This window comes from Citrobacter sp. RHBSTW-00887 (assembly GCF_013728095.1).
In the GTDB taxonomy this organism is placed as follows: domain Bacteria; phylum Pseudomonadota; class Gammaproteobacteria; order Enterobacterales; family Enterobacteriaceae; genus Citrobacter; species Citrobacter braakii.
On record NZ_CP056267.1, the window covers coordinates 2,249,857 to 2,271,551 of the forward strand.

General features: G+C 47.4%; 22 protein-coding genes and 3 tRNA genes. 19 read left to right on the top strand and 6 right to left on the bottom strand.

All coding sequences use genetic code 11. The features are described 5' to 3' along the window. Window positions 1-6 precede the first annotated feature (6 nt). The 8 genes from HV314_RS10695 (at window position 7) to sdiA (ending at window position 7,558) form a co-directional block, all read left to right on the top strand. Entirely contained in the window at window positions 7-1,680 is a 1,674-nt protein-coding gene (locus tag HV314_RS10695; protein ID WP_181547989.1) for a FliC/FljB family flagellin, read from the top strand. Window positions 1,681-1,842: 162 nt separating this feature from the next. Continuing rightward, window positions 1,843-2,562: an RNA polymerase sigma factor FliA gene (fliA, locus tag HV314_RS10700; RefSeq protein ID WP_016153479.1), complete on the top strand. Its 720-nt coding sequence runs from the start codon at window positions 1,843-1,845 to the stop codon at window positions 2,560-2,562. Between the two features lie 57 nt (window positions 2,563-2,619). Beyond that, window positions 2,620-3,171: a flagella biosynthesis regulatory protein FliZ gene (fliZ, locus tag HV314_RS10705; RefSeq protein WP_016153478.1), complete on the top strand. Its 552-nt coding sequence runs from the start codon at window positions 2,620-2,622 to the stop codon at window positions 3,169-3,171. Between the two features lie 100 nt (window positions 3,172-3,271). After that, window positions 3,272-4,072 carry a cystine ABC transporter substrate-binding protein gene (gene tcyJ, locus HV314_RS10710; RefSeq protein ID WP_016156835.1) on the top strand — a complete coding sequence of 267 codons (801 nt, stop codon included), beginning with the start codon at window positions 3,272-3,274 and terminating at the stop codon, window positions 4,070-4,072. A gap of 106 nt (window positions 4,073-4,178) precedes the next feature. Beyond that, window positions 4,179-5,165 (top strand): D-cysteine desulfhydrase, encoded by a 987-nt coding sequence (dcyD, locus tag HV314_RS10715; protein WP_181547990.1) that lies wholly within the window; start codon window positions 4,179-4,181, stop codon window positions 5,163-5,165. Window positions 5,166-5,186: 21 nt separating this feature from the next. Then, the gene (tcyL, locus tag HV314_RS10720) at window positions 5,187-5,855 is read left to right on the top strand and encodes a cystine ABC transporter permease (protein ID WP_003030474.1); all 669 of its coding nucleotides are present in this window, start codon (window positions 5,187-5,189) and stop codon (window positions 5,853-5,855) included. Next, on the top strand, window positions 5,852-6,604 hold the full coding sequence (gene tcyN / locus HV314_RS10725; protein WP_003030477.1) for an L-cystine ABC transporter ATP-binding protein TcyN: 753 nt from the start codon (window positions 5,852-5,854) through the stop codon (window positions 6,602-6,604). Before tcyL ends, tcyN begins: the two co-directional genes overlap by 4 nt. Window positions 6,605-6,835: 231 nt before the next feature. Beyond that, the gene (gene sdiA, locus HV314_RS10730; RefSeq protein ID WP_181547991.1) at window positions 6,836-7,558 is read left to right on the top strand and encodes a transcriptional regulator SdiA; all 723 of its coding nucleotides are present in this window, start codon (window positions 6,836-6,838) and stop codon (window positions 7,556-7,558) included. Between the two features lie 66 nt (window positions 7,559-7,624). Here sdiA and HV314_RS10735 read toward each other — a convergent pair whose 3' ends face one another. Both HV314_RS10735 and HV314_RS27585 read right to left on the bottom strand, forming a co-directional pair. Then, window positions 7,625-7,849, bottom strand: coding sequence for a DUF2594 family protein (locus tag HV314_RS10735; protein WP_016153474.1), 225 nt, complete (start codon window positions 7,847-7,849; stop codon window positions 7,625-7,627). A gap of 19 nt (window positions 7,850-7,868) precedes the next feature. Next, a complete protein-coding gene (locus tag HV314_RS27585; protein WP_422856969.1) occupies window positions 7,869-8,012 on the bottom strand; it encodes a hypothetical protein in 144 nt (47 codons plus the stop codon). 295 nt (window positions 8,013-8,307) lie between these two features. Between HV314_RS27585 and uvrY the strand changes: the two genes are divergently transcribed. From uvrY to HV314_RS10765, 6 genes are all read left to right on the top strand, one after another. Then, window positions 8,308-8,964, top strand: a complete 657-nt coding sequence (gene uvrY / locus HV314_RS10740; protein WP_006684079.1) for a UvrY/SirA/GacA family response regulator transcription factor — start codon at window positions 8,308-8,310, stop codon at window positions 8,962-8,964. Continuing rightward, the gene (gene uvrC / locus HV314_RS10745) at window positions 8,961-10,793 is read left to right on the top strand and encodes an excinuclease ABC subunit UvrC (protein ID WP_016153473.1); all 1,833 of its coding nucleotides are present in this window, start codon (window positions 8,961-8,963) and stop codon (window positions 10,791-10,793) included. The genes uvrY and uvrC overlap by 4 nt, the downstream gene beginning before the upstream one ends. Before the next feature lie 55 nt (window positions 10,794-10,848). Beyond that, the gene (gene pgsA, locus HV314_RS10750; RefSeq protein ID WP_181547992.1) at window positions 10,849-11,397 is read left to right on the top strand and encodes a CDP-diacylglycerol--glycerol-3-phosphate 3-phosphatidyltransferase; all 549 of its coding nucleotides are present in this window, start codon (window positions 10,849-10,851) and stop codon (window positions 11,395-11,397) included. A gap of 151 nt (window positions 11,398-11,548) precedes the next feature. Further along, window positions 11,549-11,624: transfer RNA gene (locus tag HV314_RS10755), tRNA-Gly, on the top strand. 51 nt (window positions 11,625-11,675) lie between these two features. Then, window positions 11,676-11,749: transfer RNA gene (locus tag HV314_RS10760), tRNA-Cys, on the top strand. Between the two features lie 12 nt (window positions 11,750-11,761). Then, window positions 11,762-11,848 (top strand) — tRNA-Leu (locus HV314_RS10765). Between the two features lie 253 nt (window positions 11,849-12,101). On the opposite strand, the gene HV314_RS10770 is transcribed toward HV314_RS10765, so the two are convergent. Continuing rightward, complete coding sequence (locus tag HV314_RS10770; RefSeq protein WP_181212840.1) at window positions 12,102-12,845, bottom strand: hypothetical protein; 744 nt, start codon at window positions 12,843-12,845, stop codon at window positions 12,102-12,104. 79 nt (window positions 12,846-12,924) lie between these two features. On the opposite strand from HV314_RS10770, the gene HV314_RS10775 reads away from it, so the two are divergent. From HV314_RS10775 to HV314_RS10790, 4 genes are all read left to right on the top strand, one after another. Beyond that, on the top strand, window positions 12,925-14,124 hold the full coding sequence (locus HV314_RS10775; RefSeq protein ID WP_060615139.1) for a site-specific integrase: 1,200 nt from the start codon (window positions 12,925-12,927) through the stop codon (window positions 14,122-14,124). Window positions 14,125-14,492: 368 nt separating this feature from the next. After that, complete coding sequence (locus HV314_RS10780; RefSeq protein ID WP_226814015.1) at window positions 14,493-14,864, top strand: hypothetical protein; 372 nt, start codon at window positions 14,493-14,495, stop codon at window positions 14,862-14,864. A 25-nt stretch (window positions 14,865-14,889) separates the two neighbouring features. Continuing rightward, a complete protein-coding gene (locus HV314_RS10785; RefSeq protein ID WP_000045627.1) occupies window positions 14,890-15,423 on the top strand; it encodes a hypothetical protein in 534 nt (177 codons plus the stop codon). 72 nt (window positions 15,424-15,495) lie between these two features. Next, window positions 15,496-15,930 carry a DUF2787 family protein gene (locus HV314_RS10790; protein WP_001194747.1) on the top strand — a complete coding sequence of 145 codons (435 nt, stop codon included), beginning with the start codon at window positions 15,496-15,498 and terminating at the stop codon, window positions 15,928-15,930. A 610-nt stretch (window positions 15,931-16,540) separates the two neighbouring features. Here the strand turns inward: HV314_RS10790 and HV314_RS10795 are convergent. Beyond that, the gene (locus HV314_RS10795) at window positions 16,541-17,359 is read right to left on the bottom strand and encodes a DUF726 domain-containing protein (RefSeq protein ID WP_127662074.1); all 819 of its coding nucleotides are present in this window, start codon (window positions 17,357-17,359) and stop codon (window positions 16,541-16,543) included. 61 nt (window positions 17,360-17,420) lie between these two features. After that, the gene (locus HV314_RS10800) at window positions 17,421-18,323 is read right to left on the bottom strand and encodes a helix-turn-helix transcriptional regulator (protein ID WP_094887996.1); all 903 of its coding nucleotides are present in this window, start codon (window positions 18,321-18,323) and stop codon (window positions 17,421-17,423) included. Window positions 18,324-18,702: 379 nt separating this feature from the next. Between HV314_RS10800 and HV314_RS10805 the strand changes: the two genes are divergently transcribed. Continuing rightward, window positions 18,703-19,029 carry a hypothetical protein gene (locus HV314_RS10805; RefSeq protein WP_000280683.1) on the top strand — a complete coding sequence of 109 codons (327 nt, stop codon included), beginning with the start codon at window positions 18,703-18,705 and terminating at the stop codon, window positions 19,027-19,029. 48 nt (window positions 19,030-19,077) lie between these two features. Here the strand turns inward: HV314_RS10805 and HV314_RS10810 are convergent, their stop codons facing one another. Further along, window positions 19,078-21,678, bottom strand: coding sequence for a hypothetical protein (locus HV314_RS10810; RefSeq protein ID WP_181547993.1), 2,601 nt, complete (start codon window positions 21,676-21,678; stop codon window positions 19,078-19,080). Between the last annotated feature and the right edge of the window lie 17 nt (window positions 21,679-21,695).

Genomic DNA, 21,695 nt, shown 5'->3' on the forward strand with positions numbered 1-21,695 from the left:
AAGATCATGGCACAAGTCATCAATACAAACAGCCTGTCGCTGTTGACCCAGAACAACCTGAACAAATCTCAGTCTTCCCTGAGCTCCGCTATCGAGCGTCTGTCTTCTGGCCTGCGTATCAACAGCGCCAAAGACGATGCTGCTGGTCAGGCGATTGCAAACCGTTTCACTGCCAACGTTAAAGGCCTGACCCAGGCTTCCCGTAACGCCAACGACGGTATCTCCATCGCGCAGACCACTGAAGGTGCACTGTCCGAAATCAACAACAACCTGCAGCGTGTGCGTGAACTGTCCGTTCAGGCAACCAACGGTACTAACTCCCAGTCTGACCTGGACTCCATCCAGAACGAAATTACCCAGCGTCTGAGCGAAATTGACCGTGTTTCCGGTCAGACTCAGTTTAACGGCGTGAAAGTACTGGCGTCCGACAGCTCCATGAAAATTCAGGTTGGCGCGAACGACGGCGAAACCATCACCATCGACCTGAAAGAAATCACTTCTGATACTTTAGGTTTGCAAGGTTTTAACGTAAACGGTAAAGGTTCAGTAGCAAATACAGCGGCTACTGCGAAAGATCTGACCGCTTCTGGTTTTATCGAAGGCCTAGTAGATGCGAATGGTATTACCACTTATACGAAAACTGCCAATAACACAGCGGCTACCGCTACGGATGTTCTGGGTGCTGTTAGCAAGAATGGTGGCTCAATTGCGTACACCGGGACAAATACAGGTCTTGGCGTTGCCGCAGATACTAATACTTACACCTATGATGCAGCAAGCAAGAGCTATAAGTTCGGTGCAACTGGCGTTGCATCCGCTGATGCCTTAAATTACTTAAACCCGAATGCAGGTGATGTTACCAAGGCAACGGTGACTATCGGCGCTAAAGATCAGGAAGTTCTGATTGCTAAAGATGGTTCTATTACAGCTGCAGATGATGGTGCTATCTTATACCGCGATAGCACGGGTAACCTGACTAAAAACGCCGCTGGTGGTCCTGATCAGGCAACCCTTGCTAACTTAATGGAGAACGCCGATGCAGCAGGTACACCTGTTGCCATCCCGACTACCATTAAAACTGACAAAGGCACTCTTTCAACTGCCGGTGGCGCTGGTGCAACTTACAAGGTAACTAATGCTTCCATTAGTGCTGAGAACATGGCCGGCGCGGTTAAAGGTCAAACCTTCACCGCCACTACTGGCGGTAAAAATTATACTGCAGATATCGACGGTAAAGTAGCTGGTACTTTCTTGGACGATAAAGGTGCTTTAACTGCAGCGACACAGACCACTACTAATTACTATTTGCAAACCAACGGAAGTGTAACCGCGGGTAACGGACAAGTAGTGTATAAAGATGCAAAAGATAAACTGACCACGGATGCAAACACCGTTTCTGAAGCCACTAAAGACCCTCTGAAAGCTCTGGACAAAGCGTTGGCACAGGTTGATGCCCTGCGCTCTGACCTGGGTGCGGTGCAGAACCGTTTCGATTCTACCATCACTAACCTGGGCAACACAGTCAACAACCTGTCTTCTGCACGTAGCCGTATCGAAGATGCTGATTACGCGACCGAAGTGTCTAACATGTCTCGTGCTCAGATCCTGCAACAGGCAGGTACCTCTGTTCTGGCGCAGGCTAACCAGACCACGCAGAACGTACTGTCTCTGCTGCGTTAATTTACGCTTATCGCGCAAACCCCGCTCCGGCGGGGTTTTTTACATTCAGCTTTACCCGTAACCCCCAAATAACCCCTCATTTCACCCACTATTCACCCGATTAAAACCCCTGCAGAAACGGATAATCATGCCGATAACTCATTTAACGCAGGGCTGTTTATCGTGAATTCACTGTATACCGCTGAAGGTGTAATGGATAAACACTCGCTGTGGCAGCGTTATGTACCGTTGGTGCGTCACGAAGCATTGCGCCTTCAGGTGCGTTTGCCGGCGAGCGTAGAACTGGATGACCTGCTACAAGCGGGCGGCATCGGGTTATTGAATGCAGTCGACCGATATGACGCTTTGCAAGGAACGGCATTTACCACTTACGCAGTGCAGCGTATTCGTGGAGCGATGCTGGACGAACTACGTAGCCGGGATTGGGTGCCGCGTAGCGTTCGGCGCAATGCTCGCGAAGTGGCACAGGCGATGGGGCAACTGGAGCAGGAATTAGGGCGTAACGCGACGGAAACCGAAGTGGCGGAGCGTCTGGCTATTCCTGTGCAAGAGTATCGTCAGATGTTGCTTGATACCAATAATAGCCAACTCTTCTCCTACGACGAGTGGCGGGAAGAGCATGGCGATAGTATTGAGCTGGTGACGGAAGAACATCAGCAGGAAAACCCGTTACAGCAGCTACTTGAGGGTAACCTCCGCCAGCGCGTGATGGACGCCATCGAAGCGTTGCCGGAACGCGAAAAGTTGGTGTTAACGCTGTACTACCAGGAAGAGCTGAATCTGAAAGAGATTGGCGCGGTACTGGAAGTGGGGGAGTCACGGGTTAGCCAGTTGCACAGTCAGGCCATCAAACGTCTACGCACCAAGCTGGGTAAGCTATAGGGGTACATCATTACCCCTGAACAATGCCGCATTACGAATTGACTACCAGGAGTTCTCATGACGGTGCAGCAATCAAAAAGACGGCCTCTAAGCCGCTACCTCAAAGATTTCAAACACAGCCAGACGCATTGCGCCCATTGCTTTAAGTTGCTCGACAGGATCACGCTGGTTCGCCGCGGGCAAATTGTGAATAAAATCGCCATCGCCCGACTGGACACGTTGCTGAATGAAGCAGAGTGGGAACAGGAGAAAAAAGAGTGGGTGGCACTGTGTCGTTTTTGCGGTGATTTGCACTGCAAAGAGCAGAGCGACTTTTTTGACATTATCGGCTTCAAGCAATTTTTATTCGAGCAGACCGAAATGAGTCACGGCACGGTACGCGAATACGTCGTTCGCCTGCGTCGCCTCGGGAATCATCTGACCGAACAAAATATCTCTCACGATCTGCTGCAGGAAGGGTTTCTCGACGAAAACCTTGCCCCGTGGCTACCGGAAACCAGCACCAATAATTACCGCATCGCCTTGCGTAAGTATGAGCAGTTTAAAGCCCATACGCATATGGGACATATGCAGAAATCCTCCTGGACAGCCAGTTCTGATATATATTAAAAACGAATAAGGTGTAACAGAGTCGTGTTTGTGGATCACGGCAAACGCTTTACACTGTAGTCATAAATGATAGTCACTAATGACAATATTCGGGGTAACTATGAAATTAGCACTTCTGGGACGTCAGGCTCTGATGGGTGTAATGGCTGTTGCACTTGTCGCCGGAATGAGCGTGAAGACTTATGCAGATGAAGGTCTGTTAAATAAAGTTAAAGAGCGCGGCACGCTGCTGGTGGGCCTGGAAGGGACCTATCCCCCGTTTAGTTTTCAGGGCGATGACGGCAAGCTGACCGGTTTCGAAGTGGAGTTTGCCGAGGAACTGGCCAAGCATCTCGGAGTGAAAGCCACGCTGAAGCCGACTAAGTGGGACGGTATGCTGGCTTCTCTTGATTCCAAACGCATTGACGTGGTCATCAACCAGGTGACTATCTCTGATGATCGTAAGAAAAAATACGATTTCTCTACCCCGTATACGGTCTCTGGTATCCAGGCGCTGGTGAAGAAAGGCAATGAAGGCGTTATTAAGACTGCTGCCGATCTGAAAGGTAAAAAAGTCGGCGTGGGTCTGGGAACCAACTATGAAGAGTGGCTGCGCCAGAACGTACAGGGCGTGGATATTCGTACCTATGATGATGATCCGACCAAATATCAGGATCTGCGCGTAGGTCGTATCGACGCCATCCTGGTTGACCGTCTGGCCGCGCTGGATCTGGTGAAAAAAACCAAGGATACGCTGGCCGTGACCGGTGAAGCATTCTCCCGCCAGGAGTCCGGCGTGGCGCTGCGTAAAGGCAATGAAGATCTGCTGAAAGCGGTGGATGCAGCCATTGCTGAAATGCAGAAAGACGGTTCGCTGAAAGCCCTGTCTGAAAAATGGTTTGGAGCAGATGTGACGAAATAATCGTCATCTGATGAAAAAAGGCGCCTTTAACAGCGCCTTTTTTTATTTCATTGCGCCTGAACGTGCATAATAAAAGAACATCACAACAACGAATACCGGAGGCTGTATGCCGCTGCATAATTTAACGCGCTTTCCACGTCTGGAATTTATTGGCGCGCCAACGCCACTCGAATATCTTCCGCGCCTCTCAGATTACCTCGGGCGCGATATTTTCATTAAACGCGATGACGTCACGCCGATGGCTATGGGCGGCAATAAGCTGCGTAAGCTGGAGTTTCTGGCCGCAGACGCGCTGCGTGAAGGCGCGGATACGCTGATAACCGCGGGTGCGATTCAGTCTAACCACGTTCGTCAGACGGCGGCGGTCGCCGCTAAGCTTGGCCTGCACTGCGTGGCGCTGTTGGAAAATCCGATAGGCACCACTGCCGAAAACTATCTCACCAATGGCAACCGTCTGCTGTTGGACCTGTTTAATACGCAGATTGAAATGTGCGATGCGCTTACCGACCCTAATGCACAGCTGCAGGATCTGGCGACGCGGATTGAAGCGCAAGGGTTCCGCCCGTATGTGATCCCGGTTGGGGGTTCCAATGCACTGGGTGCGCTGGGCTATGTGGAAAGTGCGCTGGAAATTGCCCAACAGTGTGAAGGGGCCGTTTCGCTCTCTTCCGTAGTGGTGGCCTCGGGCAGTGCGGGAACCCATGCCGGACTGGCCGTGGGCCTGGAGCAATTGATGCCAGACGTCGAACTCATCGGCGTGACCGTCTCACGCAGCGTGGCGGATCAAAAGCCCAAAGTTGTTGCATTGCAGCAGGATATTGCCAGGGAGCTGGAACTGCCGGCCTCAGCGGAAATCCTGTTATGGGACGATTATTATGCGCCGGGCTACGGTACGCCAAACGAAGAGGGCATGGAGGCGGTAAAACTGCTGGCGCGCCTGGAAGGCATTTTGTTGGATCCGGTGTATACCGGCAAGGCGATGGCGGGTCTGATTGATGGCATCAGCCAGAAGCGCTTCAAAGATGAAGGGCCAATTCTCTTTATTCATACTGGTGGGGCACCTGCGCTGTTTGCCTACCATCCTCACGTGTAACGACCAGGTAGAAAAACGCTAATGCATGAAAGTATCCAACTGGTGATTGATTCTCTGCCGTATCTGCTCAAGGGCGCAGTGTTTACGCTGCAACTGAGTATCGGTGGGATGTTCTTTGGTCTCGTGCTGGGTTTTATCCTGGCGCTGATGCGTCTGTCGCCGCTGCTGCCTGTGCGCTGGCTGGCGCGCTTTTATATCTCTATCTTTCGCGGAACGCCGTTGATTGCCCAGCTGTTCATGATCTATTACGGTCTGCCGCAGTTTGGTATTGAGCTTGATCCTATTCCGGCGGCGATGATTGGCTTATCGCTTAATACGGCGGCCTACGCTGCGGAAACGCTGCGTGCGGCAATCTCCTCCATCGACAAAGGGCAGTGGGAAGCGGGTGCCAGTATTGGTATGACGCGGTGGCAAACCATGCGCCGGGCAATCCTGCCGCAGGCTGCGCGGGTTGCGCTCCCGCCGCTGAGTAACAGCTTTATCAGCCTGGTGAAAGACACCTCTCTGGCCGCGACTATTCAGGTACCGGAACTGTTCCGTCAGGCGCAGTTGATTACCTCGCGTACGCTGGAGGTATTCACAATGTATCTGGCAGCCTCGTTGATTTATTGGGTGATGGCGACGGTGCTTTCTGCACTGCAAAACTATTTTGAAGAGCAACTGAATCGCCAGGAGAGAGAGCCGAAATGAGTGCTATCGAAGTCAGAAACCTGGTCAAAAAATTCCATGGGCAAACGGTGCTGCATGGGATCGATCTTGACGTCAAACCCGGTGAAGTTGTGGCGATTATCGGGCCGAGCGGTTCGGGCAAAACTACGCTGCTGCGCAGCATTAATTTGCTGGAGCAACCGGAGGCGGGCACCATTAAGGTGGGTGAGATTACCATTGATACCGCGCGTTCGTTAACTCAGCAGAAAGGTCTGATTCGTCAGTTGCGCCAGCACGTGGGCTTTGTGTTCCAGAACTTTAATTTGTTCCCGCATCGCACGGTGCTGGAAAACATTATTGAAGGTCCGGTGATTGTTAAAGGCGAACCGAAAGCCGAAGCGACAGCCCGAGCGCGCGAACTGCTGGCGAAAGTCGGGTTAGCTGGTAAAGAAACCAGCTATCCGCGGCGTTTGTCCGGCGGGCAGCAGCAGCGCGTGGCTATTGCCCGGGCGTTGGCGATGCGACCTGAGGTTATTCTTTTTGATGAACCGACCTCCGCGCTTGATCCTGAACTGGTTGGCGAGGTACTTAATACCATACGTCAACTGGCGCAGGAAAAACGCACCATGGTGATTGTGACGCATGAAATGAGCTTTGCGCGCGACGTTGCCGATCGGGCGATATTTATGGATCAAGGAAGGATAGTGGAGCAAGGGCCCGCTAAATCCTTATTCACGCATCCGCAACAACCGCGAACCCGTCAGTTTCTTGAAAAATTTCTGATGCAATAAATAGTGCATGCAGCACTCGTCGAAATTGTTTTTTGGCGAGTGCTGTTCGCATAACTATTTATAATTATTGCTTTATTATTAACTCCCAATACCGTTACTTCCTGCCGTCGTTGAGTAATGCTCAAGTAATTGACCATTTGTCCGATAATTTGCATATATAAAATACATTTATGTGTTAGCTTGTTTCATATGTTTGGATGATTATCAATCTCAGGGGTATTACCACTTAGTATGCAGGGTCATGATTTCTTCACCTGGCGACGGAGCATGCTGTTACGCTTTCAGGAAATGGCGACGGCAGAGGATGTCTATAATGAATTACAACAACAGACGCAGCATTTAGAGTTCGATTTTTACGCGCTCTGTGTTCGTCATCCCGTACCTTTTACCCGACCTAAAACGTCGCTTCACACGACCTATCCCAAAGCATGGGTGGCGCATTATCAGTCCGAGAATTATTTCGCTATTGATCCGGTGCTGAAGCCTGAAAACTTCAGTCAGGGGCATTTACCCTGGAACGATACTTTATTTCGCGATGCACAGCCCCTGTGGGATGCCGCGCGCAATCACGGTTTACGTAAAGGGATGACGCAATGCTTAATGTTGCCTAATCGGGCGTTGGGTTTTTTATCGGTATCGCGTGCGAGTGTCCGTAATAATCGCTTTGCAAACGATGAGGTAGAGCTCAGGATGCAACTGCTGGTGCGGGAAAGCTTGTCGGTACTGACGCGGCTGCAAGATGACATGGTCATGGCGCCAGAGATGCGCTTTAGCAAGCGGGAAAAAGAGATATTGAAATGGACGGCAGAGGGGAAAACCTCTTCAGAGATAGCGATAATTCTGTCGATTTCTGAAAATACCGTTAACTTTCACCAGAAAAATATGCAAAAGAAATTTAATGCACCCAACAAAACGCAGATCGCCTGTTATGCCGCGGCAACCGGGCTGATCTGAGTAAATCATCGTTCTGAGTGTCAGACGCAAACCCGGCTGAGAGCATCGCTGTCAGCCGGGTTCTTATTACTGGCGGTAGGCCTGTTTAATTTGCTTAACAGTGCTGGAAAATACCGCAGCCTGTGATTGATCTTCAATCAGCGCGATCTGTTTTTCCATTTTAAGAATCACGCGCCCTGCATCGGCTTGGCCCATTGCCTGCAGCATCAGCGTTAACATGGCTTTCAGGCAGGTGACTTCGTTGGCCAGTTCCTGGTTATTCTCAGCAGTGGAAAAGTCAGGCGTACTCATTTATTTTCCTCGTTATGTTTCAATGAAAAAGTGCGATGTCAAATCTTAAGGCGCCGGAGTATACCATAAGCGAGGCTAAAAATATCAGCGGTTGTTTTCTGCGCAAACATAAGTCGCGGACATTAAAATAAACAACATGTTGCGCTGCATATATTTTCTCCACCTGTTGTTTATTTCGAGTATTTTACTCGTTAATTATTGTTACAACTTTAGCTGCCTATTTTGCATTCAACGGACGAATATGAATTTTTTGTCACTATTCTGAAACAGCTATGCAGATATAACCGTGGCAAAAGGTTGCCATAACAGAAAGTTTCCACTCGTCGTACCTTCTAATTTCCAAAAACGAGAGCAAAATCGAAAGACGGCGATTTTTACATTTCAAAGTTGAGATAAAACCCGTTAACATAGGACCGATTAACTATCGGTAGCGTTATCCCTATTCTGGAGATATTCCTTTGATCAACGTTTTTCTTGTTGATGACCACGAACTGGTGCGCGCAGGGATACGACGCATTCTTGAAGATATAAAAGGCATTAAAGTTGTCGGCGAGGCGTGCTGCGGTGAAGATGCGGTAAAATGGTGCCGCTCAAATTCCGTTGACGTTGTGCTGATGGACATGAATATGCCCGGTATTGGTGGCCTTGAGGCAACGCGTAAAATTGCGCGTTCAACGGCTGACATTAAAGTGATCATGCTGACTGTCCATACCGAAAACCCGTTACCTGCAAAAGTCATGCAGGCGGGAGCCGCGGGCTATCTCAGTAAGGGGGCTGCGCCCCAGGAGGTCGTGAGTGCGATTCGTTCGGTTTATTCTGGCCAACGTTATATTGCCTCCGATATCGCTCAGCAGATGGCGCTTAGCCAGATTGAGCCTGAGAAAACGGAAACCCCGTTTGCCAGTTTGTCTGAACGTGAGTTGCAGATTATGCTGATGATCACCAAAGGTCAGAAGGTCAATGAGATCTCAGAGCAACTGAATCTTAGTCCTAAAACGGTGAACAGCTATCGCTATCGAATGTTCAGTAAATTAAACATTCATGGCGATGTTGAGCTGACTCACCTGGCAATTCGCCATGGCCTGTGTAATGCGGAGACATTAACAAGCCAGTGACCGATCAGTTTGATGCCAAAGCGTTCCTGAAAACCGTGACCAGTCAGCCCGGCGTTTATCGTATGTATGATGACGCCGGGACGGTCATCTACGTCGGGAAAGCGAAAGACCTGAAAAAAAGGCTTTCCAGCTACTTCCGTAGCAACCTCGCATCGCGTAAGACCGAAGCACTGGTCGCGCAAATACAGCAGATTGATGTCACGGTAACGCACACCGAAACCGAGGCGTTATTGCTTGAGCACAACTACATCAAGCTGTATCAGCCGCGTTATAACGTTTTGCTGCGCGACGATAAATCCTATCCTTTTATTTTCCTCAGCGGCGATACCCATCCTCGCCTGGCAATGCATCGCGGGGCCAAGCATGCCAAAGGCGAGTACTTTGGACCGTTTCCTAACGGCTACGCCGTACGCGAAACGCTGGCGTTGCTGCAGAAAATCTTCCCTATTCGTCAGTGCGAAAATAGTGTTTATCGCAATCGCTCGCGGCCCTGTCTGCAATATCAGATTGGCCGCTGCCTCGGTCCGTGTGTGGCGGGTCTGGTGAGTGAGGAAGAGTATGCGCAGCAGGTTGATTACGTTCGTCTGTTCCTGTCCGGGAAAGACGATCAGGTATTAACGCAGCTGATCGCCCGGATGGAAAAGGCCAGCCAAAATCTCGAGTTTGAAGAGGCTGCCCGCATTCGTGACCAAATTCAGGCCGTACGCCGCGTGACCGAAAAACAGTTTGTCTCTAATACCGGAGACGATCTGGACGTCATCGGCGTGGCGTTTGACGCCGGCATGGCCTGTGTGCACGTGCTGTTTATTCGCCAGGGTAAAGTGTTAGGCAGTCGTAGCTATTTCCCGAAAGTCCCTGGTGGAACAGAACTCGGCGAGGTCGTTGAAACCTTTGTCGGACAGTTTTATCTGCAGGGAAGTCAGATGCGCACCTTACCCGGTGAGATCCTGCTCGATTTTAATCTTAGCGATAAAACCCTGCTGGCAGACTCTTTGTCTGAGCTGGCCGGGCGGAAGATCAACGTTCAGACGAAACCGCGAGGCGATCGCGCGCGGTATCTGAAGCTGGCGCGTACCAACGCGGCGGTGGCGTTAACCACAAAACTTTCCCAGCAGTCGACCATTACTCAACGCCTGACGGCGCTGGCATCAGTACTCAAGTTACCCGCAGTGAAACGCATGGAATGCTTTGATATCAGCCACACGATGGGCGAGCAGACGGTAGCCTCCTGCGTGGTATTCGATGCCAATGGACCACTGCGCGCCGAGTATCGCCGCTATAACATCACGGGTATTACGCCGGGTGATGATTATGCGGCAATGAATCAGGTTCTCCGTCGGCGCTACGGTAAGGCGATTGAAGAAAGCAAGATTCCGGACGTCATATTGATCGACGGCGGGAAAGGTCAACTGGGGCAGGCGAAAGCCGTGTTTGCTGAGCTGGACGTTCCCTGGGACAAACAGCACCCGCTTTTGTTGGGTGTGGCAAAAGGGGCCGATCGTAAAGCAGGCCTGGAAACGCTGTTCTTTGAGCCGGAAGGTGAGGGCTTTAGCCTACCGCCGGATTCGCCTGCATTGCACGTTATCCAGCATATCCGCGATGAATCTCACGATCATGCAATTAGCGGGCACCGTAAAAAACGGGCGAAGGTGAAAAGTACCAGCACGCTGGAGACTATTGAAGGTGTCGGGCCGAAGCGTCGGCAGATGTTGTTGAAATATATGGGCGGTTTGCAAGGTCTTCGTAACGCGAGTATTGAAGAAATTGCAAAAGTGCCGGGTATTTCGCAAGCTCTGGCAGAAAAGATCTTCTACTCGTTGAAACATTAGGCCCTCTGTAGCAACATAGGGGTAATTTTACTGACAACAGATAGTTATCCGTCATATGCAATTTAATATCCCTACGTTGCTCACGCTGTTTCGCGTCATCCTGATCCCATTCTTTGTATTGGCTTTTTATCTGCCATTCACCTGGGCTCCCTTCGTTTGTGCGCTGATATTCTGTATTGCGGCGGTCACCGACTGGTTTGACGGCTATCTGGCGCGTCGCTGGAACCAAAGCACGCGTTTTGGCGCCTTCCTCGATCCGGTGGCTGATAAGGTACTGGTGGCTATCGCGATGGTGCTGGTGGCCGAGCACTATCACAGCTGGTGGGTAACGCTTCCTGCCGCCACGATGATCGCGCGTGAAATTATTATCTCTGCGCTGCGTGAGTGGATGGCTGAACTGGGTAAACGTAGCAGTGTGGCGGTGTCCTGGATCGGTAAAGTGAAAACCACTTCACAAATGGCTGCGCTCGCATGGCTGCTGTGGCGTCCAAATATTTGGGTAGAGTACGCCGGGATCGCACTTTTCTTCGTTGCCGCGATACTGACGTTGTGGTCAATGTTCCAGTATTTGAGCGCTGCGTGGGGAGATTTGCTTGAACAGTGATCGTTTCGGCGCAAATTTCAGCAAACGATCGTCAGTGGTGAAAAATATCGTTGACTCATTGCGTCAGGTAAGTAGAATGCAACGCATCGAACGGCAGCACTGATTGCCAGACGATAACAAAATCAAGTGATTAACAAAGTTACTTGGTGATGCGGGAATAGCTCAGTTGGTAGAGCACGACCTTGCCAAGGTCGGGGTCGCGAGTTCGAGTCTCGTTTCCCGCTCCAAATTAAAGACATCGGCAATAGCGGATGTCGGCTGAAAAGCCAGAAGATTTCGGCGCGTTAGCAAAGCGGTTATGTAGCGGATTGCAAATCCGTCTAGTCCGGTTCGACTCCGGAACGCGCCTCCAATTTCTTCCCGAGCCCGGATGGTGGAATCGGTAGACACAAGGGATTTAAAATCCCTCGGCGTTCGCGCTGTGTGGGTTCAAGTCCCACTCCGGGTACCATGGGAAAGAACAGAATAATCAAAGCAATAAGCAGTGTCGTGAAACCACCTACGGGTGGTTTTTTTGTGCCTGAAATTCATGTCCTGTGCATATCCTGTGCTCACGGGGTGCAATGAGCTGCAATCTCCCGCCTGGTAATGTCGAAAAGTACGCGTCACCTCTAACATAGAGAACGGGGCTACTTCGGCTGATTTCCGGTACTTCTCCGGGAGGTAAGCTTAGAATGTCCGCTACATTATCTGTAATGCAACAACTAGTGGCCCGGGTTGCAGAGTTGCTTAATGCGCTCAATCACCTCATCTCTGTACTTCTGATGTCCGCGCATAGCCCTTGGATGAGCTATTCTGAAACATATCGCATTACCCGCTTTAAATTCCCATAGCCTCCCAGGCGTGACGGATAATGTCTCATAACCATCCAAATACTCAGTCAGCAACCGTTTGAGGATGTAGTCTGTTCTCCGCACTCCGGATGCAAAGATAATGAAATTGGGCGCCAGATGCTTGATTTGTGCAGTCAACAGCTTCAGTGAGGCAGATATCACTTCCTGTACTTCATTCTCAGGGCGAATGAGTGGTGTCAGTCTGTCGTAATCCCACGCCAGTAGATTGGCATATACGATAGCCTGAGGGGGAATCTCTAACTTCCGGGCCAGCCGGAAATGATATTGCGTGAAGCGGCTACGTGATTTGAGGTTTGGTGTTCCATCGTTTTTAACTGCCAGATGCTGCTGGTAACGAACTATAGCCTCTTTAACCACCTGATCTGCGGTGACGCCGGGTATAATGCCCAGCGCCCTTAACATCGTATTCTTCCCATTCCGGGTATTCCAGCCAGCCGTTTCACGTCCAACCAGCATGATTTTTACCGGAGAGTGCCAGTATTCATCAAGGGGGACAGGTAAAAAGACACCCGAGTATTTATCTTCCTTCAGGTTGAATGACCGAGCGTTAAGCCCCTGTAATATTTGCGTATACTCTTTGAGCAGCGTTTCCATGCGTTACCCCACCTCGAAATGAATGACAATTCAAAGATATATTATTTTCATGTTATCAGTCAGATAGATGAGGATAATTATGCAAAAATCCTTCCGGTTTACCAATGCATCCATCAAAGCCCTACCTGCAAATACTGATACCCGCTCTACAGAGCTTGAGGTATCTGATACCGAAGTTATTGGACTCAAGTGCCTCTCAGGTCGAACAGGCAACAAGCGCTTCCTTCTGCGGTATACATTCCACGGTACCAAAAAAAGTATCAGTATTGGCAGATTTCCTGAAATTGATGTGGGAACAGCCCGGCAAATAGCCCGTCGTCACAAAGAAGCGATTGCGCTGGGAAATGACCCTAAAGCGGAGCGAGATAACTACCGCGCGATGCCAACACTTGGTGAGTTTTTCCATCAAACCTATGTTCCTTATATAAAGCGCCATAAAAAGTCATGGGATAAGGATGTTCAGCGTTTCACGCAATACATTGAACCTCGTCTGGGAAAGATACGTTACTGCGATCTCAGGGCCAGAGAGATACAACAGGTGCTGTTTGACATGCTGGAGGGGCGTATTCACGGGCAGCAATATGCGCCGTCTACCTGTAACAGAGCCCTTGCTATTCTGAAAACGATGGGGCGTTATGCGTTGCGACAGGATGTGCTGGAAAAGAATGAAGCCGATAAGATCCCTTTACTGAAAGAGAATAATCAGCGGACGCGCTTTTTTGATGCTGATGAGATCAGGCGCATTCTTGACGCTGCTACCCAATATCCCAACAAAGCTGCCGGGGGATTGATAGCCATGTTGTTGTTAACCGGTACACGCAAATCAGAAATGCTTAATGTCAGGCATGAACATATCGACCGGGCCAATCGTACTCTGTTCATTCCTTATACAAAAAATGGTCGCAGTCGGACGGTATATCTAAGCGATGCCGCATTATCGATTATTGATGCTATCCCACGAGTTGGCAGTAATCCGTATCTGTTCGCCATTAAGGATAATGGAAAACCGATATCGGAACCCCGATGGGCATATGAAAAAATACTGGCACAGTGCGGTATAGACAAGAATGAAGTCTGTTTTCACACCACACGTCATTCTGTTGCCTCTTTACTGGTTTCGAGTGGTCAATTCAGCCTGTATGACGTTAAAGCCCAACTGGCGCATGCCAGTATTCAGAGTACAGAACGTTACGCGAAATTAACACCGGAACGTATGCGTCAGACAGGGCAGGGAGTGACTGACCTGCTTCTGAATACTGCGGCTACGAAGCAGATGTGACTACTTTTTAGCAAACTATAAATATGGAGAATGAGGATGCATTTAAAATGCCCACAGTGTGGCAGTTGTAATACATTGATAAGTTCAGCAGGAAAGCTGCCATCAATAACCAATAATAAACGCTCTGGGTATATTAGTCTGGAGTTTTTACCTGAAATACTGAAAGAAATTATTAAGGCTATTAAAAAACTATTTGGATTCCTTGAACAGTGTGAAAGGAATAATGCTCCAGTGCTTATCTGTATGGACTGTGGGTATTATGAAAGAATTTAAATAGAAAACCAATAACTGTAAATAATAGTTATGCGGATGTATAAAACCCCGATACGTTAATCGTGTCGGGGTTTTTTACTTATAAGGATTGATTAATGAAGTTTATCGCTAATTGGCAAAGTCTGCCATCACTATCTCTTCCGGAGTCAGTAATGAGTCTGTTGAAAACAGAGCTGGCACTCCCATTTGAAGATGAATACTCTGCAATGAGTTTCTGGGATGAAGTCGGGGTGACATTAATATATGTCGAGCCCGATGATGTACCTGAAGATATTAAAGCGCAGGTATTGAATGTGATTCATCAGTTAATTGCAAATCCAGAATTTGTAGTCCATCTGACAGATGACTATTACCTGATGCTTTCTGTTACGGAAGATAACGGGAACGGTATTTATCTGTTATTTCACCCCGATTGCCCTCTGAAGGGTATTGATTTATTAATTTCTATGGCCGAATCACGCTATTAAACACAAGCAAAACCAGGAACGCAAAATGAGTAAATCAAAATTAGTTAAAAATAATGTTGAGTCAGTTTCGAAGGAGATTAAAAATGAGGCAGAGGTTATTCATGAAAATCTCAGTGCAGATGAACAAACATTATCTGATGTAAAAGACTATCAGTTGCTCATTGAAACAGGCCAGGCAGAAAAAATCAGTCCTAAGGCAAGTGGTATGCTGACATGGCAACTGGCGATATCAGAGGTGGACAATGAACTTTATCTTCGTCTGGTGGCAAATGGCTGTGGAGGGTTGTTCTCTAAGGACTGGATCTCACTTTCAAAGATTGCAACTGTTCTGGAAACACAACCTGCTACCGGCTTCTCATCCGGAGTATTCAGGCCGCTATTCAAAGGGGCAAGCGCCAACAATGCAGGTTTTCTTGCTGCTGTTTTACGCTCCCCGGATATATGTCTGCTGGAGGCACATCCAGAGAAGTTATTTACTCATGTATTATACCCGGACTGGAGGGAGCGGTTGAATAAACTTAATACGATCAGTAGCCAGGAAAAGATTACAGAGGATTAATTTATTTCCTGCACTGTTATACAACCAGAAATCACCACACACCACTATTTACTTTCTAAAGGAAAATTTATTATGCAAACCCAATATGCCTTAAAACAGGCAGGATTAACTCTGCCTGTTACTAAAGAATTTCAGCAGCATATTACTACGCTTCTGGCAAATCAGGTTTTACAAAAAATAACTGAGGCAGTGGTTATTAATTTCCGTGATCCGGACTACAGTGCAGAATCCGGGGGCTTTCATCCCGTTGAAATACGGTTTATCCGTAAGAATAATGAATGGTATTTTGATTATGTCACAGATTTTAGTTATATGGGGCGTGTCTACCCTGAGCTGGAAAAAGAAATTGATTTTTGCTGGTCGGGGAATTATGTCTTCCATTATCTGATTGGGGATATTTCACTGGCAGCAGAGAGGAATGAACTCTGGTCCCTGTGGGAGCGTAATTTTATGGAATATCTCTCTATGGGGATTTACCGGGTAACGGTAACTGTGGAAAGTTGTTGACCCGTTATGAACAGGAAGAGCGTGGGCGTTTTTGTCATCTTCTTCGTGTGTAGCACATCATTGTATGTGGATGATGCCCCCTTTTCCCGGTCGATACACATAACATGCACAGACACGGGGGATCTTAGATCCCTCGTGATTTTTGCCCCCTATGGTGCATTCTCCAGTAGCAGGGTGATAACGGTTAATCCATTACCCCAACGACAGTATTACACCGGTAATAAATATTCATGAATACAGTCAGTTATGTGGGTTTTGAGGTGGACTATATCATCGTTGACGATAACTGAAGGTTTTACAGATGTATAAAACTCGCGGTGAAAGGATCGCAGAAAGGCTGTGCTGGATATTACTTCAACTGTATACCGGTAATACGGTATCGGTTAATGATATATGTCAGCGTTTCGCGGTCAGTCGCCGAACCGGACAGCGTGATTTGTTGAGAGTTGAAACTGTAACGGAAACTATTTCACCTGGAAGGGTAAGGCTGGCAAGTTTGATAAGGGAACGAGTTAGACGAAATTTTTAATCGAATCCATATCAATTCTATAAAATATGAAACTTAACGGGAGTAAATACACACTCCCGTTATAATGCAACCTTTTTTTAACTACTCAAATGATATTAATTTAGGTGCGACAGTGTTTTTATGACATGTTAAATTCGCAAGATCAATAATATCATTAAACAATTTTATGTCGTCGTCAGTGAGCTCTACGTCTGGATCAGCTAAATCGGCACAGGTAACATTTAACCAGTGTATTAATGAATCAATCCTTTTTGAAGTAATATATTCAGTGTGACCAATATCCCACTTCCAGTTGATCACCCGAGCAGGTCTGAATCTCACCTCCCGAACCCCAATTGGCGTTACTGACTCTACGAGAGGGTATATCGCGTTAAGTACTTTATCATGTTCACTGTAGATATTTAAATGCCCCATTTTTGAACCGTAAGCCATTTTCATTATGTTCTCTGTATAACTTGTTATTGGGGTGGCTCCGGCCATAGAGATTGTTAAGAGAATATTATCATTTTTAATATAGGGTAATGTATTGTTTATTAATCGAGTCCCTAAAGAATGACCCATTATGATCACATTACGCTTTTCTTTAACGTATATCTCGTTTATTACGCGTGCTAATTTTTCTCTGTTATTAACTGCTGCTTTCGTTGCATTATACCAGGCCTGACGCGCTTTAAATGGGATGGAGATTGATGACAATAAAGGAGATGTTCTCAGGGGGAAGAGAGTATATAACCCCCACTTGTTCGCTATGTCAGAACTTAATATGGATAGTAGATTTGCCGATTCCCATTTATAGTATCTGACATCAAGGCCACACCCTGCTTTAATTCGGTTAAACCATGATATATCATTTTCGGTCAGAAACCCTGATACAACAAGAAGAACCGGGCATTTTTTCATGGTAACTCCATTTTTTAGCTTAAAAAAATAGCACTCAATGAAAATTATATTATCCGTGTCATTACGGGGCGTTACTTGGCTGGGTGTAACGTTTCAGTGCGGATTGTATATCTTCAGCAAGTTGTTGACGGATTGAGGCCGGTTGTATTACTTCGACATCCGGTATCCAGTATTTCATTAAAGGCATTATCTGATCTGTGTGTGTTACACGTGATATCACCAGTAAATCGCCAGACCGGGAAGTATGAATTATTTCCTGTCCTGGCAATAGATGACGGTGGGTAAACCACGGAGCAACATGTGCGGAAACTGAAATGAGAACTTCGATAAGGTCTTCGCTATACCAGATACCATCTGTCTTTTCTATTTTTTCATTAATTTCGGGGATTATCCTGAAAGCGATATTACTCATGCAAACGTCTTTGACAGATGAGATAACAAAGCTTTTTAATGTACTGTCATGGGCGGCAGCGAGATACCACAATCCGTTGTCATTAACCAGCCTGTATGGCTCAACAGCCCGAAACTCTTTATCTTTGTAATTAAAATTTACTTTCTTCTGTGACAGAATGGCATCGGATAAAACATTCAGAATTGACATGAATGATCCGCAGTTTTCGTATGGACGTTGTTTTATCAGAAACGGGTTGTTTTTCGTGTTACCTAACAAAATACTCAGTAGTCTGTCATCCCAGCGAGGGAACAGCCCTTCAATACCCAGGATGCGCGTGAAATGACGTAAATCAGCATTGCTGCGTTGACCGAGAACACCGTCAGACAGGCGATAGCGACCATTTTGTCGAATCAGATTAAGATAGGACAGGCGCTGAGTAAGATCACGACGAATAGTTTTTTCGCAAACGTTAAATTCCTCAGATAACTCCCGGACGGCTAGTGACTCACCATTGTTCAGGCGAGTTAATATCAATCCGAGTCGATATCCAAGTTTATCGTGCTTACCCATTCGTTTATCCGGTTAATGCCAGCGAAGAGGATATTTTCAGCAAAGTAACGGACAGGATGAGTCCACTTTTACTGTGACGGAGAAAAAAATTAACTCATTAATTATCAATATATTAAAACATTGCTGGAATCATCGAATAACATGTGGGCTCATCCTGTCCATGTGTATTTTTACGTTCAGGGTGATAATTATTATCCTGACCTGTACATGACATGTTTTTGCTGCATATTTGACTATGCTTTTTTGCCATCAAGTCGGAGAGGCAGGGGGGAACGTAAGCTCCGAAGGTTAGAGAGGTTATCAGCAATTACAATGATGATTAATATTTTCATAATATCGGAGAACATCATATTAGTTGAAATAACATAAAGGTGGTTCTATGTATTTACATATCAGAAAGTATCAACTCGTAAATGCGAGATGGCGTGATGTCATTGATCTGACAGATTATGAAGAAACAATCAGGCAGGTTGTCGGTACATTATTTGGAAATGATTTTATTGAGGTCAGCGTTGAAACAAATTGTTTTACTCTGACAGTAAACAGTACAAGCAGTAAAATACCACACGGCATACTGGTGAATATGGGGAAAAGGCTGGCGGCGAATCTCCAGAGTATCACCTGTCATGCCATGCGGATCTATCATGTAAATGGTCATCCTGACGCGCGGCAGTTATTTCACTGTTTTGATGCCGATTGCCTGTGATTAAGCCCCCAACTTCTGTTAAAGGAGTTGGGGGAGATTTAACGGTTATCAGGCTGGAAGACAGAATGTCGGATATTTACGGGCTATGATATCCATCAGTGACTTCATTCGCGGTGTTACAGAACTAAATTTCATTTGGGGTATTTTTGCTCTTACCGCATTTTTTACATCAGTCACCGTTACTGAATAGCCTTCTGACGTCAGCCATTCAGCAACCTCTTTACAGGAATAACTTTTTTTATCTTTCAGCATAAGCCCCCATTGGCACTGAGTCAGCGCCCGGAGAAATAGTCTGACTAAAATATCATCACTACGTTTGCTTCCGACTTTTAGTTTCATATCAGAAAACACCGTCCGGCAATAGAGAAAATCACACCAGTCATCCCAGTCAGCCAGGGTCTTCAGTGTATGCGTTTGCCGCCAGTCGTCGAAAAGGGAGCGTTGCTGCAGAGCCTCTTCCATATTATCCCACGGGCGGGAAAACATCAGTAAATGCCCTTCATTCATGGCAGGCTGTACGGGCTGGCGTTTGAAATCGAATTCCAGATTAAGACGGATATCCTGTTCCCGGGATACCAGATCGCTTTCCGAGAGCCACATCTCACGCGTTGATATCAACGTACTTCGGGATAACGTCTGACCGGGTAAACGATTAAGGTAAAGATCTACCATATAGTCGTTATAGTCACTGCGTGGAATATCGGCAGGAGGTTTAACGCCAGCCCTGGCATGAACAACCGGTTTTCCCTGAATAGCTCTATAGGTTAACTGCCCCCGGGTTTTCATGGCGATAAGCTGGCTGACCTCATGCTTACATGTCAACATTGATGAACCCGGATCAACAATATCGCACAGCGACTGGAAGCGGGAAGACAGTGGACCGCTCATGTTTATCTTGTTAAGTGAACAATTTGTCAAAAAGCCATCGGTTGTGACGCTGACAACAGTTGAATCAGAAGGCAAAGCATTCATGAGTTCCCCGACAACGGCGCGGATAAATCCCGTCACATGCGCAGCAAAGAATGGCTGAGTAACCGATGATGGTGGGAGGGATCTGTTTAATCCACGGGCAGTATCAAAGGCGGTTTTGGCGCGAAGGCCCTGAGCAAGTTTGCCATAAAGCGAGTTGCCAATTTCTTTCCAGAATTTCTCCTCCAGAGAACCTTTAATATGGCGATTACGGTTCTCACGGACCTGTTGAACAAAGGGAAGAAACACCGATGTTGATTCGCTGTTATGTGGGGAGGTGGCACAGATCCAGGGGACGATGATCCCATTATGGATCGTCATCTCTGCCCCGAGCGACAGAGCAAGTTCGATTTCAGGTGCCGTTGCCCATGATTCGCCACTTAATGGAAAGAATAACCCATATTGATCGGTCCGAACCGGCAGGCTGGGATAGGGAACTGATTCCGGGAACCGAAATGTGACAAGCGCAAATCCCATTACATGCCCACAGTAATCGTCAGGATTTTTACTGAGGCGGATGTTGCCGTAATCGGGTGTGAGGATATCTAATAGCCCGGTGGTATACGCTCCAGCCAGATCGTAGTCATACCAGTGATCTGACGGTGTAACCCCCATCATAAAACACTCATTGCGTCCGCCGTGGTAACAGTTGATCGGGAACGTTTCAAACAACTCTCTTGAAGGAACACTGGCGGGGTTTTTAATCGTCCGGAATGCCTGTTTCTCCGTGAGCCAGAGTTCACGGGTTTTAATGTGTGTCCCAAGGCAGACTTCAGGAGACATATTGTTTTCTTTAAGTGTTTTGGTGAACCGTGAAACTGCCATCGCCCCGATGGTGGCGGGGACACGATCAATCATCAGCTCCCGGGCGCAAAAATTGCGAACCTGTAAAGCATAACGAACCGCAATCTCGGCATCCCGCAGAGCATAGGCTTCAAACCCTGCTCTGTCGCCCAGAAGATATTCACGCATATTGGTTATGGAATAAGGTGCAGGAATGGTGAGTTTGGGAAGACCCAGTAATTCACCACATTCAGCCAGACCCATACCCCCGGGAGTGATAAGCAGTGTATCGATGAAAGCTACGTTACTGCAACGCGGAGGGGAAGTTCGTTTGTCAAACATTATCTGTTCAGTCTTTACGCGACGTTCCTGCTGTTCATCAAAATCGATACCGTAACGATTTTTGAAGCTGCTGACAGTACCGCGTATTCCTTTCAGAAGAATTTTGTAGTCTGACCAGAAATTGGCAAAGGAGGCGATATCCGCACGAATGAAATGCGCATATATATTAATAATACCGGGCCATTTTGTAATCACACCCGTTTCAAGAAGCGGTGTAATCGTTTGACAGAGAAAGTCCTTAAAAGACAGCCGGGATTTTTTCTGTGAGTCAGGTGGATAGATAATGTTCGATATACCTGTATTATCGGGTAAGACAACATAACTCTGATATGACAGAATATCATTCTGTTGTGTTTCAGGATTGAAAACATATTCGGTATCAAAACCGATATGGAGTGTCAGGTCACTTGAAATAACAGATACTTTTTTTGATGCAGGTGGTATCACAGGATAATCATCAAGCGTTTTAGGTCTTTTACGATTGAGCGCTGGCTCTGAAGTCACGGACTGATACCCCGATGCGGCAGCGAGGATGTCCTGCAAATTATTGCTCATAGTTAACTCCGAAAAAA